We start from the raw sequence: 14,326 nt of genomic DNA on the forward strand, positions 1-14,326 counted from the left end.
GCTAGTGTTTGCTGATCTCTACGATGGTGGCGACAACGCTGTTATCCTTGTCCCCGCTGACGGTGAATTGCATATTTCCCTTCGCCGAGGATTTGAAGGGGATGTTACGGACAAGCTGGGCGGCCAGGGCGGCATTGAGCCGGGCGCCATAGTCCTGTGTCGGGTTGCGGCTGATCTCGTTGTTCAGCGCGTACCAGTTGAGCGGTTGCTTGCTGACGACGACGGCCATCTGGTCCCTTGTTCCCACGCTGTCGGGCATCATGCTCTGCCCTTTAGGAAAGAGGCGGTACCCGGTGATACCGCAGAACGGGGAGTATTTTGTTTTTTGCGAGTTGTCCTTTACCGGATAGGGGAACAGCGTATAGCTGGTGCCGTCGGTCTCTTTGCCGAAGACATAGACATAGCATTCGGTGCTGTTCTTCACTTCCATCTTGAAGCGGGTGCCCATTTTTACGGGTGCGATGGTCTCGAAGACATTGTCCTTCTTCACCTGCAACGGAATATAGTCTCCCATAAGCGTCTTGTTCCCTTCATAGCGGACCTCGACGAGGCCGATCTCGCAGGCGAAAGGCTCGTTTGCGGCCGCGCCTGTCTTTGCCATGGGTTCGATGCCATAGGCTTCGCGAACGAAGAATCTGAAGTCGGGATAACGAACCCAGGCGAAGCCGTTGTTGCCCCACTCAGGTCCCCAGCTGTTCATGATGAGAAACGCCCCTCCATACTTTCGATCATCATAACCAACCACACATTGGGCGTGTCCGCCAAAGCCGGCCATGCTGCGGTCTTCGCCGGTGGGCTGCCAGACGTCCTTACCCATCATATCCTGCATATAGCTGCCGCCGACCTGCATACCGATGACCACGGGCGCCCCCCGGGAGATATTCTCTTTTATCGCGTGGAGGTCGATGACGTTGTTGCGGTCGCCGGGGGTGAGGCGGTTGAAGCCGCGCATCTTATATTGCCGTGCATCCTGTAGCAGCTGTTGGTCGGGTTGCTTGCTGCAGTCCTTGTCATCGTAGGGGAACTGACTGTAAGGGACAGAGCCCGTACGGGTCATGAACTCCAGGGCGCGTTCGATATAGCTGCCGTCGCAGTTATCGAGGCCGATCTGATTGTACAGGAAGGAGGGGCTGAACCGAAGGCTGTTGGGGTCGGCGCCGGTGCGGGCGGCTTCTTCGATCGTTCGGGCAGCGTAGGCGCTGGACCAGGCGACACAACTGCCCTGGTGGCCCTGGTTGCCGACGCTGGGAGCGAAGCGCTGGAGGTTGGCGGCTTCGGGGAGCGGGTTCTTTGTGGAGTCGAGGGACTCGTAGATATTGGCCTTTTCGAATTGTTTGGGATCGAGGAAACCGCCGGTGAAGAGATTCTGGTTGGCATTGGGCCGGCCGTTACCGTTTCCACCATTGCCGCCGCCGCCGCCGATGAGATTGTTACAGCCACCGCGGCCAAGGAGGAAGTAGCCGCCGACGAGGATGGCGAGAAGGAGGATGAGGCCGCGGCCACGGAAGAGTCCGAGGAGTAAGAAGAGGATGCCCAGGATCCCATTGTCTCCCCCACCCCCGCCCAAATTGCCACCGCCGCCACTACCGGAGTCTTCGCCACTGTTGTCCTGGGGGTCGTTGGGGTCGTCTACCATCCGGATAGGCATGTGATTACATTTAGTTAATATAAATGTAGGAAGATTGCAGTTAATTTTATCGTTATGAAAAGAGTATACCTACTTGCAGTTGTTTTTTGCATTTGGTGCGGCGCCGGCGTCGCGCAGCAGCCGGCGAAGGCTAAGAATCTGGTTATATTCCTGATGGATGGTTACCGGTGGCGGGAACTCTACCAGGGCGCGGATTCGGGAGTGATCTTTGACAAGCAGTATAACCATGTGGATTCGGCGTATACGATGAAGAAGTATTGGGCGGATAACGCGGAGCAGCGGCGCAAGAAATTGATGCCCTTTGTGTGGGAGACGATGGCGGTGAAGGGGCAGCTGTGGGGGAATCGGAACCTGGGAAGCAAGGTACAGGTGCGGAACAAATATTGGTTTTCCTATCCCGGGCGGAGTGAGGCATTTTGCGGCTATTATGACTCAGCGATAAATTCCAACGAATATCCGGATAACCCGAATTTGAATGTACTGGAGTTTATCGATCAACAGCCCGGGTTCCGGGGGAAAGTGGCGAGCTTTGCGTCGTGGGATGCAGTGGCGCGTATCCTTAATCGTACCCGGAATGGAATGTTGGTGAATATCTATGGGGAGGATGTCAAGGGGGCGTTGACGCCGGCGCAAGCGGAGGCCAACCGGATGCAGCATCTGCTACCCGATATCTTTGGTGCCGGGGAGCGGCTGGATGGGGCGACTTATTTAATGGCCCGCGCGTATATGACAGCAAAGCATCCGCGTGTACTGTATGTCGATCTTGGGGACAACGATGATTTTGCGCATGCGGGAGATTATGGGAGTTACCTGGATGCGGCGCATTATGCGGACGCGATGTTCAGGGATGTCTGGGAATTGATACAGACTGACCCTTTTTATAAAGATCAAACGGCGTTGGTGGTGTTTCCGGATCATGGCCGGGGTGTGGGACCGGAGTGGACGAGTCATGGCTCCAGGCTGGAGCATAGTAATGAGACGTATTTCATGGCGATGGGGCCCGGCGTGGCTGCCCGGGGCGAGGTGAAGGACGCGGGGCTTGTTTGGGATGAACAGTTTGCCGCGACGATGGCGGCCCTGCTGGGGTTGAAGTTCACGGCGCCGCACCCGGTGGCAGCGCCGATAGCCATACATTAAAGTTCGATTTGATTGCGCAACAGATCTTCGAAGGTGTCGCGGCGGCGGATAAGGTGGGCGGAGCCGGCTTTGACGAGTACTTCCGCAGGTTTATAGCGGGAGTTGAAGTTGGAGGACATTTCGAAGCCATAGGCGCCGGCGTTATAGAACACCAGGTAGTCGCCTTCGCGGACCTCATTGATGGTCCGGTCCCAGGCGAAGGTGTCGGTCTCGCAGATATTGCCGACGACGGAGTAACGTTTTGGCGTTGCTGCGGTGTTGCTGACATTTTCGATGCGGTGGTAGGCGTCGTAGAACATGGGGCGGATCAAATGATTGAATCCGCTGTCGACGCTGACGAAGTTGGCGGCGTTGGTCTCCTTGAGGACATTGACCTTCGTTACAAAATAGCCACATTCGCTGACGAGGAACTTGCCCGGCTCGAACCAGACCTGCAGAGGGCGGCCGCCGGGATTGGGGTGATTGGCAAAGGCTTCGCCGACTTTTTGCGCCAGTTCCTGGATATTCGTTTCACCGTCGCCCTCCTTGTAGGGCACCTTGAAGCCGCCGCCGAGGTCGATGAACTGAAGTTCCTTGAATTTGGGGATCAGATCGAAGAGGACTTCGATGCCTTTTACAAACACGTCGACGTCCTTGATCTCGGAACCGGTGTGAATATGAAGATCGCCGATGCGAAGGTTATATTGGTCCACCAGTTTGAGGACCCTGTCGATCTGGTCGACGGGGATGCCGAACTTGCTTTTATCGTGGCCGGTGCTCATTTTGAGATGTCCGCCGGCCATGATGTTGGGGCGGAGGCGGATACCTACCGGGTAACCGTGCCCGAATTTCTGGCCGAACTTTTCCAGATTGCTGAGGCTGTCGATGTTGATAATAACGCCGAGGGATTGGGCTTCGACGATCTCGTCAAAACCGATGCCGTTGGACGTATAGAGGACGCGCTGCGGGGGAAAGCCGGCGTGGAGGGCGAGCTTTACTTCATTGATCGAGCTGCAGTCGACGTTGGCGCCGATGCTGTAGATATGGCGTAAGATGTTGACGTTGGTGAGCGCCTTGCAGGCGTAGAAGAAGACGGTGTTGGTGCCGCGGAAGGCGGAAGTGAGTTTGTTGTATTGTTGGCTGATGGTTTCCGCGTGATAGACATACAACGGGGTTCCGAATTGCTGGCCGAGAGAGATAAGGTATTCGGGGGAGAGTTGAGTTTCTTGCTGGGACATGATAGGTCGCTTGTTTAAGGTTGGGCGTCACGGACTGCTTCGTCATCGTCGGCTTCTTCGTCACCAGAAGACGAGGCCTCGTCTTCACCTTCATCGGCGGCGGCGTCTGGTTCGTCGGCCTGTTCGTCAGATTCTTCGGATCCGGTCGATTCGGCTTCGGGATATTCGGGGGCGAGACTCTCGTCCGCATCGGAATAAGGCGGAATAGCTTCGTCGGTGACTTCTTCGTCGGTGTCGCCTTCTTCGGTGACTTCTTCTTCGGTGTCGCCTTCCCGGAGTTCGCCTTCTTCGGAGACGATAAGCGGTATTTCGCCATCGGCGGGTATTTCGCCTTCGGCGGGTTCTTCGCCGGCCGTATTCGGCTGAAGCGGGGCGATCTCGTCGGGGCTATGGGTGATGGCGGTAGGCTCGATCAGCGTTTCGGCGAATACCTCCTTGAGTTTGGGAAGATCGGCGGCCGTGTTGATCCCGAAATAATCCATGAAGGTTTTGGACGTCGAGTAGACCAGGGGTTTACCCGGCATATTTTCGTTGCGGCCCGTGATGACGATAAGCTCTTTTTCCAGCAGTTTTTGAATGCTGTAGTCGCTGCTGACACCGCGGATGGCTTCGATCTCGCCTTTGGTGATCGGCTGTTTGTAAGCGATGATGGAGAGGGTTTCCAGGGCGGCTGAGCTGAGGCGTTTGAGGAATTTTTCGCCGTTCAGCTGCGCGACGGTCTTATGATAGTCTTTTTTTGTCAGGAATTGCCAGCCGCCGCCGCTTTCGCGGACTTCGAAGGGATAGAATTCGGAAGCATATTTTTCGATGATCCCGTCGATACCGGTCTGTATCTGTTCGAGCGTCAGCTTTTCCTCCATAAAGCCAAAGGCGTTATTGATCAGCTCCGTGAGCTCCATGGAGGTTAGTGGCTTGTCGCTCGCGAAAATGAGCGCTTCGATATGCGGGATGATGTTTCCGATTTCCATATGCTAAGTTTTCGGCCCTTGGCCCGTTGATCTTCATGGGGCAGCGTAGCCCCGGATGCTGCGGGTCCTGATGGCTTTTTACCCCTGGAGTGCTGCAGCGCCGGATACGATCTCCGTCAGTTCGGTGGTGATCGCGGCCTGGCGTGCCCGGTTGTAGGAAAGGCGGAGCGACTTGAGCAGTTCGTTCGCGTTGTCGCTGGCCTTGTCCATGGCGGTCATGCGGGCGCCGTGCTCGGAAGCCCAGGCATCCAGTACGGCCTTATACAGTTGGGTGTTGAGGATCTTCGGCATCAGTTCGATAATAAGCTCTTCCTTGCTGGGTTCGAAGATGAAGTCGACGTTGGCGGCGCCGGGTTTCTTCTCCACCTTGGGAATGGGAAGGAATTGTTCGACGACGAAGCTTTGGGTGGCGGCGTTGCGGAACTGGCTATAGACGATCTCGACGGCGTCGAATTCACCCCGCTCGAAGGCCTTTACGGCCGCCTGTGCAGCTGCCTGTACGTGCTCAAAGCTTAGTTGAAGGAAGATATCCTTATAGGTGTCGGAGACGTTGAAGTTGTTCTTGGCGAAGTGTTCGTAGCCCTTTTTTCCGATGCTCCAGAAGACGACATTGCCTTTTTCCAGCTGGGCGGCATATTTTTCGCGGGCGGTGACCTTGGCGAGCTTAATGACGTTGGAGTTATAGGCTCCGGCCAGACCGCGGTCGCTGGTGATGACGAAGATGAGTACTTTCCCGACGGGGCGCTGGATGCCAAGGTTCAGGCTCAGGTCGCCTTCGGTGTTGGAGACGATATTACTGAGCAGTTCTTGCAGCTTCTGGGCATAGGGGCGCATTTGAAGGATGGAATCCTGGGCGCGCCGTAGTTTGGCTGCGCTTACCATTTTCATCGCCTTGGTGATCTGTTGCGTGTTCTGGATGGATTTGATCCGGTTGCGTACCTCTTTTAGTTGTCCTGCCATAGTCGCGAAACGTAGTTTAAAATGGGTGCAAAAATAGCGCAAAGCCGCGAGAAATCCCGGTGATGGGGGGAAAACGGGGGAAAATTCCAAAATTATGCTGATTTTTGCCGTTCCGGATGAAGTTCGGCCTGTCCGTCGGACAGATACGAGCTGACCGGGAGGATATTTAAACATCTATGGAAAAGAAGAATACGAACGACAAGACTGCCGCATCCGGAAAGGCTCGGAAGGCCGACGGGAAAACTGCCGCCGCCAAAAAGCCCGGTAAGACGGGTGCCACAGGGTTCATCAAGACAACCGATACGACGACCAGGTCCCGGCGGACAGGGAAGACGGGGCCGACAGGGATCATCCGTGAGACGGGAAAGAATGGGATGGGTGAAGAGGCTACCGCGGCGGAAAAAGCGCTGGAGGCGAGTGGCAAAAATGGCAAGAACGGCAAGCGACTGCCGGTGATCCTGGTGACCAATGATGACGGGATCAATGCCCCGGGGATCCGCAATCTCGTAGAGGCTGTAAGGGGTCTGGGCAAAGTGGTGGTTGTGGCGCCGGACAAGCCCCAGTCGGGAATGGGCCATGCCATTACTATCGGGAATCCGTTGCGGCTGCAACCCATGCACCATCTCTTCGAAGGAGTGGAAGCCTGGTCCTGTAGCGGGACGCCGGTGGATTGCGTGAAACTGGCCGTGGATAAGGTTCTCCGCCGGAAGCCGGATCTTTGTCTCAGCGGCATCAACCATGGCGCGAATCATTCGATCAACGTGATCTATTCCGGAACGATGTCCGCAGCGGTCGAGGCGGCGATAGAAAGCATCCCGTCGATGGGCTTTAGCCTGCTGGATTATAGTGTTGAGGCCGATTTTGGCCCCGCAAGGAAATATGTCCGGATCATCGTCGAGCAGGTATTGTCGCGACCGATGGATAAGCACCTGATCCTCAATGTGAATTTCCCGGCGGTGCCCGATAACCTGATCAAGGGGATCAAGATCTGCCGGCAGGCCTACGCGAAATACGAGGAGGATTTTGTGGAGCGCAACGACCCGAATTCGAGAAAATATTACTGGTTAACGGGCAAATTTGTAAATTTTGACCGGGGAAGAGATACGGATGTATGGGCGTTGGAACATAACTATGTGAGCGTGGTACCCGTACAATTTGACATGACGAATTACGTTCTAAAGAGCAAACTCGAAAAAACGTGGAAATTGTGATATTCAAAAAAGATAACCTCCGACTGGGCCTTATTCTCGGGCTTGTAGCGCCGTTGCTGAGTCTTATCGTTTATTATTTTGTGAAGTTCTATCCACTGTACACGGTGGGAGAGTTTTTCGGATTTATCCAGGCGAACAAGTCGCAGATCACGGCGATCTCGGTGCCTTGTCTGGTACTGAATATCGTGTTGTTCACGGTTTATATCAATTCGCATCGGGATAAAACGGCGAAAGGGGTATTTGCGGCGACGTTGATCTACGCGATCGTGGCGTTGTTGTTTAAGTTTATTTCGTTGTAATCTCCTGATTCGGAGGTGTTAATCACGACTTTACAGTAAATTCTTTTGGAGGGTTTGGCGTCAAACCTTATTTTTGCACTCCTTTTTACGGCACGCCCTGCCGGAGGTCGGAATGGCCTATAGTATAATGGTAGTACGACAGATTTTGGTTCTGTTTGTCTTGGTTCGAATCCAGGTAGGCCAACAAAAAGACCCCTCGCAAAGCGAGGGGTCTTTTTTTACACAAGGGCGGCCTCAACGGCTAACACTTCGCGCGCCCTTCGCGAAGCAGCTTACTCACATGACTCTCATCCGTCAATCCAAAATCAGCGGCAATCTCTTTCAAGCTATATTTTCCACTATCCATTCTCTTCCTGATCAGACCAACGCGGTAATCGCGAATATAATCCCGCAGGCTGAGACCGGTATTCCTCTTAAAATAGGGTCCTACATACGCCTCGGCGAGATGGAAATGCTCAGCCATGACCGCGGATCTTAGCCGGTCGGGCATATAGATATGCTTGTGAATATAACAGAATAAGGCCTGCATATCTTTATTCCGCCCGACGGTCGAACGGATTTCAGCCATGTTGCGCTGCAAGAGGATGGACAAGGAAAGCAACTGCATCCGGATGAGGGATTCGTTGTGCCGGATATCCCGTTTCAACGAAATAACGACATCAAAAACCAGGGCGGCAGTGTTGGCGTCCTCCTCACTCAACCGAAAGGCCGAAAGATGCGTTTCCCTGCTCTTTAGCAGATACTCAAGATGCTGCACTTCGTCATACGCCGCGTTTTCCTTTTGGTAGATATAGGCATCCGTAAATTTTATGTAAACGAATCGGGTGCGGGTAGCTATGTCAAAGGCATGCTCTTCTTCCGGCCCCAGCAAAAAGATATCAGTCTCTTTATAAGGCGTGGACACGCCGTTGATGTGATGGACGCCTGAGCCGTATTTGATGTAGATCAGCTCATAGTGATTATGACTATGGACGGGATGTTCCCAACGATCGGTCACAAAATCCGCAACCAGGACATCCTCCAACTGGCGATATCGTTTCATATGAGAAATATACCAAAATGTAGTGTAAAGGTACAAGCTTCAGCGGGTCCCGTGGACCGAATTTTGGGGGATGAAAACAAAAAACACCGCACTGGTAGTAGGTGCAAACGGGGTAGCCGGCACCCAAATAATCCGGCAGCTGTCGGAGTCGGAAGGCTGGAACATCATCGGGGTGTCGCGGCGTGGCGGCACAGATATGGACAAAGTTCGCTATATATCCGCAGATCTGCTGGACTCACAGGATAGCAGCGAGAAACTGGCGGGACTGTCCGGGATCACGCATATATTTTATACCGCCTACCAGGACAGGCCGGGCTGGGCGGAGCTGGTGGAGCCAAACGTTGCCATGCTGGTAAATGTGGTTAACGCCGTGGACCCTGCCGGACTGCAACACATCAGCCTCATGCAGGGTTATAAGGTATATGGCGCGCACTACGGTCCTTTTAAGACGCCGGCCAAAGAAAGCGATGCCGATCACATGCCACCCGAATTCAACGTCGGGCAACAGCGATTCCTGCAACAGCGCCAGATCGGCAAGAACTGGACCTGGTCCGCAATCCGCCCGCCCGTCGTAGGGGGTACCGCCCTCGGAAATCCGATGAACCTCATCCTGGTGATCGCCATGTATGCCTCTATTTCCCGGGAGCTTGGTCTGCCCTTGCGGTTTCCGGGCAAGCCGCAAGCCTATGACAAGCTGATGGAAATGGCCGACGCGACATTGCTGGCGAAGGGCACGATCTGGGCGGCCACAAGTCCCCAGGGCGCCAACCAGGCGTTCAATATCAACAACGGCGATCTGTTCCGATGGAGTGAGATGTGGCCGAAGATCGCGGCCTATTTTAAAATGGAAACAGCCCCGCCGCTTCCGATGCCTCTGAAGACGGTCATGGCCGACAAAGCTATACTGTGGAAGGAGATACAAAAGAGGTATGGACTGAAGGAGCATAGTTATGAGCAACTGTCCTCGTGGGCATTCGGCGACTTTGTATTTTCATGGGACTATGACTTTTTTGGAGATGGAACAAAGGCCAGACGACTCGGTTTTCACGAGTTTGTAGACACGGAAGAAATGTTCTATCGGCTGTTTACTGAACTGAGGAACGATAAGGTCATTCCATAGGGTTTTAAAAATATTAGTCTATAAACCAGATAGGGTTTATATTTGCAGTCCGAAAAACATCGAGTCACTAAAATCACTGTTATGAAGAATCTGCTAACCGGGCTTATGCCGGACGGGTATAGACTGCTATTGGCCGGACTAATGCTTATCTCCTTCTCTTTCTCCTCCCAAGCTCAATCCATCATCGTAAAAGGCGTCGTTACCGGAAAACCGGATGGTACTCCGCTGGACGGCGTTACCGTCACCGTAAAAGGAAGCGCCAGGGCCACACAGACCAACGCAGAAGGTAAATTTCAAATATCCGCAACGGCACGGGACATCCTTCAATTCAGTTTTATTGGGTATACCCCGGCGGAACTGCCTGCAGCGGACACCGATCTCCAGGTATCGCTGGAACAGGCGAAAGGGGTCCTCAACGAAGTCGTGGTGACGGCGCTGGGAATCGTAAGACAGAAGAAATCCCTGGGTTACGCCGTGCAGGAACTGAAGTCAAAGGATATTTCCGAGACATCCGAGCCCAACCTCGTCAATACCATCGAAGGAAAAGTAGCGGGGGTCCGCGTCACGAACAGTCAGGGCGATATGGGCTCCTCCCGGATCGTGATCCGGGGCGAGACCTCCATCTCGGGGAATAACCAACCTCTGTTCGTCATCAATGGATTTCCCGTCGATAACGACCAACAACTGGGCACGGCCGCTTCCCGGGACTTTGCCAACCCCATTTCCGACATCAATCCCAACGACATCGAATCCATCAGCTTCCTGAAAGGACCGAATGCAGCGGCCTTATATGGTTCCCGTGCCGCACATGGCGTGGTGCTGATCAAGACCAAAAGCGGCAGGAAGAAGAAAGGGGTCGGCGTCACCGTGAACTCCAATACGAGCTTTGACAATCTGCTGACACTTCCGAAATATCAGAACATCTTCGGCCAAGGCGCCAACGGCGAGTTTAGCTATAAGGACGGCGCCGGCGGCGGGGTCAACGACAACGTGGATGAAAGCTGGGGCCCGAAAATGAACGGCCAACTGATCCCGCAATTTTTCGACGGCACACCGTCGCCCTTCGTGCCGCATCCGGACAATGTAAAAAGCTTTTTCAAAACCGGCGTCAGCTACAGCAACGGGGTATCTATCGGCGACGCAGGCGACAAATACGACTACCGATTCTCTGTCAATACCCAGAAGATGTTTGGCGTCATCCCCAACAGCGACCTCGGACGGAACAACTTCACCATCAACTCCACGCTGAAGCTGGACCCGAAGCTGACATTGACCGTGAATGCCAACTATGTGCAGACCAACGCCGGTAACCTTCCGGGCTCGGGCGGTAAAAGATCCACCAGCACCATGCTTCAGTTTATCTGGATGGGCCGCCAGGTGGATATGAATAAACTGCGCGACCACTACAACAGCACGCACAGCCCGCTCAACTGGAACAATGCCTATTACAGCAATCCCTTCTTCGTCGCGGAACAAAATACGGTGGGCCAGCGTCGGGATCGCCTTATCGGTAATATCGGCCTGAGTTATAAGATCATCGACGGACTGACGGCCAACTTAAAGTCCGCCACCGACTACTATACCGACCGGCGCAAGCTGCGGATAGCCTACGGCACCAGCGGCACGCCCTTCGGGTCTTATGAAGAAGATGCCTATACAGTCAACGAGACCAACACCGAATTCACCCTGAACTATAATAAAAAGCTCAATACCGACCTGGCCCTGGAAGTCCTGGGCGGCACCAACCTGCGGACCAAATCCTTCGAGGAGAATGACCAGAAAGCCCCACGCCTGGCTGTGGCCGGTCTCTATACGCTGACCAACTCAAGAGACCCCCTGGTATCGTCGAACAATTTTTACAAGCTGAAGACCTATAGCCTGTTCGGATCGGCGCAGCTAAGCTACCGCAATTACGCGTTCCTGAATTTCACCGCTCGTAACGACTGGGCCTCCACCCTTCCCGTCAACAACCTTTCTTATTTCTATCCATCGGTCAGCGCTTCCCTGGTGCTGTCCGACGCATTCGATATCAAGAGCGATGTCCTGAGCTATGCGAAAGTTCGGGGTGGCTGGTCCAAAGTAGGCGCCGATGCGACGCCCTACCAGCTGTTAAACACCTATCCCTTTATCACCCCCACCTTTGGGTCGGACCCCCAGTTGACGGCCGGCGCCCTGGACCTCAATCCAAACCTCAAACCTGAGACTACCACGTCTTCGGAGATTGGGGTGGAAGCGGGTTTCTTTAACAACAGAGTTCGCCTGGACCTGAGCGTTTATCAAAGCAGCAGCTTTAATCAGATACTGAATGTGGACGTCAGTAACACCACGGGCTATTCACAGAAACTGGTCAACGCAGGAAGGCTCAATAATAAAGGCCTCGAAGTGCAATTGGGTTTCACCCCTGTGAAGACCGCTCGGTTTACCTGGGATATCAACGCCAACTATGCGATGAATCGCAGCAAACTGGTGTCACTGGATAATGAAGGTCTGCTGAAAAACTATGTGCTTGGCAGCGACGGCTCGATCGAGACGGTGGCTACGGTAGCCCAGGCATATGGCAGTCTCTTCGGAACGGCCTTCCTGCGCAATGGGCAGGGACAGATCATCGTCAACGATGACGGAACGCCTGCAACCAATCCCAACAACCAGGTATTGGGCAAGTATACACCGGACTGGCTGGGCGGCATCACAAACACCTTCACTTACGATCATATCTCCCTGAGTATACTGATAGATGGGTCTTTTGGCGGCAGCCAATATTCTTCCACCAATGCCACGGGGTCGTATACCGGTGTGCTGGCGACGACGCTCCCCGGCAGGGATGCAGCGCACGGCGGTTTGAACTACTACTACCCGGGCAATGATAACTCGCAACAGCCGGTGGCCGGAGCGGCCGGTCCCGCGGGGGAGAAGGTCTATGACGATGGCATCATCTTCAAAGGCGTTACCCTGGACGGAAAACCCAATAAGGCCGTTACCCCGGCATCACAATATTATAAGACGCTGAATAACTTCGACGAAGCCTGGATCTATAGCTCCTCCTTTATCAAGCTGAGAGAAGTGAAGCTTGGTTATGAACTGCCGTCCAAATGGCTGCAGCCCATCGGATTCGTCGGCGCCACGGTCAGCCTGGTGGGTCGGAACCTTTGGATCATCCATAAAAATGTACCCAATGTGGATCCGGAAACGGCCTTCAACACGGGCAATGGACAGGGACTGGAAGATCTCAGCCTTCCCGGAACCAGAAGCTATGGCATCAATGTAAACTTCAAATTTTAATTACCATGAAGACGATCTATAAACTTATACTGGGCGGGCTGTTACTGGGCACGGCGTCCTGCAAGAAAGAACTGGCCAATATCAACAAGAACCCCAATGCTACCGAGAACCCACAACCGGATTATCTGCTGACGGCTGCTGAAAAGCTGACGGCCGATGCCTATTGGGGTGTGGACAACAACCTGAATTCCTCGCTGCTCTTCATCCAGCACTGGGCAAAGATCCAGTATACGGACCCGGACCGCTATATCTTCAACAACAGCAGCTTTACCACCCTGTGGAGCGCGCTGTACGGACAAAGCATCACCGACCTGAACAAGGTGATCTCCATCGGGGAAGAGCAACAGAACAACAACTATAAAGGGGTGGCCCTGACGCTGCGTTCCTGGGCGTTCCAGATTTTGACGGATGCCTATGGCGATATCCCTTACAAACAGGCGAACAATATCGACAGCTTTTTGACTCCGGCCTATGATGCTCAAAGAGACGTCTATCTAGGGCTCCTGGCCGACCTGAAAACCGCCCAGACCCTGCTGGACCCTGCCGGTCCCGCTATCCAGGGTGATGCCATCTATGGCGGAAATATCGTCAACTGGAAGAAATTCGTCAATGCGCTGCGGGTGCGAATCGCCTTACGGATAGCGGACCAGGAACCGACACTGGCCAAACAGGTGTTTACTGATATTCAAACCGAGGCGGTGGCCTTTTTCGAAAGCAATGCAGACCTGGCGGCACTCGCCTACCAGGACTCGCCCAACCAGAACCCGGTGAGCCTTACATTCGACACCAGACAGGATTACCGGATCAGCAAGACGATCGTGGACCGACTCAGCTCGCTGAATGATCCACGCCTGCCTGTCTATGCACAGCCGACAGACGATGCCCCCCACGGTTATGTGGGTGTGCCAAACGGACTTTTGACGGGAGATGCCAACAACCTGGGGTTGAGCAGGACATCCCGTCCGGGGGACTATTTCAGAGCGCCCCATGCGCCGGCGGTGATCATGAGCTATGCGGAGATATTATTTGATCTTTCCGAGGCGGTGTCGCGGGGATTTATCACGGGTGATGCGGCTGATCTGTATAAACAAGGCGTGCTGGCCAGCCTCGCACAATATGGGATCACGGATGCCACGGTGACCGGGAATTACCTGGGACAGGCATCGGTGCAATACAATGCGGGGAATTATAAAAAGTCCGTCGGCGATCAAAAGTGGATCGCGCTTTACGGCCAGGGACTGGAGGCGTTTGCGGAATGGAGAAGATTGGACTATCCGCAGCTGACACCTGCGGTGGCAGGGACCTTGGGCGGGAAGATGCCCGTGCGGTTTATTTACCCCGGATCGGAGCAATCGTTGAACGGAACGAGTTACAAGGCAGCGGTGGCTCATCAGGGGGCAGACCTCCTGACGACGAAGTTATGGTTTGATAAGAACTGATGACGG

General features: G+C 54.2%; 11 protein-coding genes and 1 tRNA gene. 7 read left to right on the forward strand and 5 right to left on the reverse strand.

Features of this window, described 5'->3' with window-relative positions; translation table 11 throughout:
• Position 1: 1 nt before the first annotated feature.
• Complete coding sequence (locus VGM48_RS23075; RefSeq protein ID WP_331582979.1) at positions 2-1,648, reverse strand: C1 family peptidase; 1,647 nt, start codon at positions 1,646-1,648, stop codon at positions 2-4.
• Positions 1,649-1,702: 54 nt separating this feature from the next.
• Between VGM48_RS23075 and VGM48_RS23080 the strand changes: the two genes are divergently transcribed.
• A complete protein-coding gene (locus tag VGM48_RS23080) occupies positions 1,703-2,785 on the forward strand; it encodes a hypothetical protein (RefSeq protein WP_331582981.1) in 1,083 nt (360 codons plus the stop codon).
• On the opposite strand, the gene lysA is transcribed toward VGM48_RS23080, so the two are convergent.
• The 3 genes from lysA to atpG form a co-directional block, all read right to left on the reverse strand.
• A complete protein-coding gene (gene lysA, locus VGM48_RS23085) occupies positions 2,782-4,002 on the reverse strand; it encodes a diaminopimelate decarboxylase (RefSeq protein WP_331582983.1) in 1,221 nt (406 codons plus the stop codon). The two genes, VGM48_RS23080 and lysA, sit on opposite strands and share 4 nt — an antisense overlap.
• Positions 4,003-4,016: 14 nt before the next feature.
• Positions 4,017-4,970 (reverse strand): SMC-Scp complex subunit ScpB, encoded by a 954-nt coding sequence (gene scpB, locus VGM48_RS23090; RefSeq protein ID WP_331582984.1) that lies wholly within the window; start codon positions 4,968-4,970, stop codon positions 4,017-4,019.
• A 78-nt stretch (positions 4,971-5,048) separates the two neighbouring features.
• Positions 5,049-5,930: an ATP synthase F1 subunit gamma gene (gene atpG / locus VGM48_RS23095; protein WP_331582985.1), complete on the reverse strand. Its 882-nt coding sequence runs from the start codon at positions 5,928-5,930 to the stop codon at positions 5,049-5,051.
• Between the two features lie 176 nt (positions 5,931-6,106).
• On the opposite strand from atpG, the gene surE reads away from it, so the two are divergent.
• The 3 genes from surE (at position 6,107) to VGM48_RS23110 (ending at position 7,624) form a co-directional block, all read left to right on the forward strand.
• Positions 6,107-7,141: a 5'/3'-nucleotidase SurE gene (gene surE, locus VGM48_RS23100; RefSeq protein ID WP_331582986.1), complete on the forward strand. Its 1,035-nt coding sequence runs from the start codon at positions 6,107-6,109 to the stop codon at positions 7,139-7,141.
• Complete coding sequence (locus VGM48_RS23105; protein ID WP_331582988.1) at positions 7,129-7,440, forward strand: hypothetical protein; 312 nt, start codon at positions 7,129-7,131, stop codon at positions 7,438-7,440. Before surE ends, VGM48_RS23105 begins: the two co-directional genes overlap by 13 nt.
• 113 nt (positions 7,441-7,553) lie before the next feature.
• Positions 7,554-7,624, forward strand: a tRNA-Gln gene (locus VGM48_RS23110).
• Positions 7,625-7,681: 57 nt separating this feature from the next.
• Here the strand turns inward: VGM48_RS23110 and VGM48_RS23115 are convergent.
• A complete protein-coding gene (locus VGM48_RS23115; protein ID WP_331582990.1) occupies positions 7,682-8,482 on the reverse strand; it encodes an AraC family transcriptional regulator in 801 nt (266 codons plus the stop codon).
• A gap of 70 nt (positions 8,483-8,552) precedes the next feature.
• Between VGM48_RS23115 and VGM48_RS23120 the strand changes: the two genes are divergently transcribed.
• From VGM48_RS23120 to VGM48_RS23130, 3 genes are all read left to right on the forward strand, one after another.
• Positions 8,553-9,602: an SDR family oxidoreductase gene (locus VGM48_RS23120; RefSeq protein ID WP_331582992.1), complete on the forward strand. Its 1,050-nt coding sequence runs from the start codon at positions 8,553-8,555 to the stop codon at positions 9,600-9,602.
• An 81-nt stretch (positions 9,603-9,683) separates the two neighbouring features.
• Positions 9,684-12,881 carry a SusC/RagA family TonB-linked outer membrane protein gene (locus tag VGM48_RS23125; RefSeq protein ID WP_331582994.1) on the forward strand — a complete coding sequence of 1,066 codons (3,198 nt, stop codon included), beginning with the start codon at positions 9,684-9,686 and terminating at the stop codon, positions 12,879-12,881.
• 5 nt (positions 12,882-12,886) lie between these two features.
• Positions 12,887-14,320: a SusD/RagB family nutrient-binding outer membrane lipoprotein gene (locus VGM48_RS23130; RefSeq protein ID WP_331582996.1), complete on the forward strand. Its 1,434-nt coding sequence runs from the start codon at positions 12,887-12,889 to the stop codon at positions 14,318-14,320.
• Positions 14,321-14,326: the final 6 nt, after the last annotated feature.

Origin of the sequence: Puia sp. (genome assembly GCF_036500295.1) — a bacterium.
Lineage (GTDB): Bacteria > Bacteroidota > Bacteroidia > Chitinophagales > Chitinophagaceae > Puia.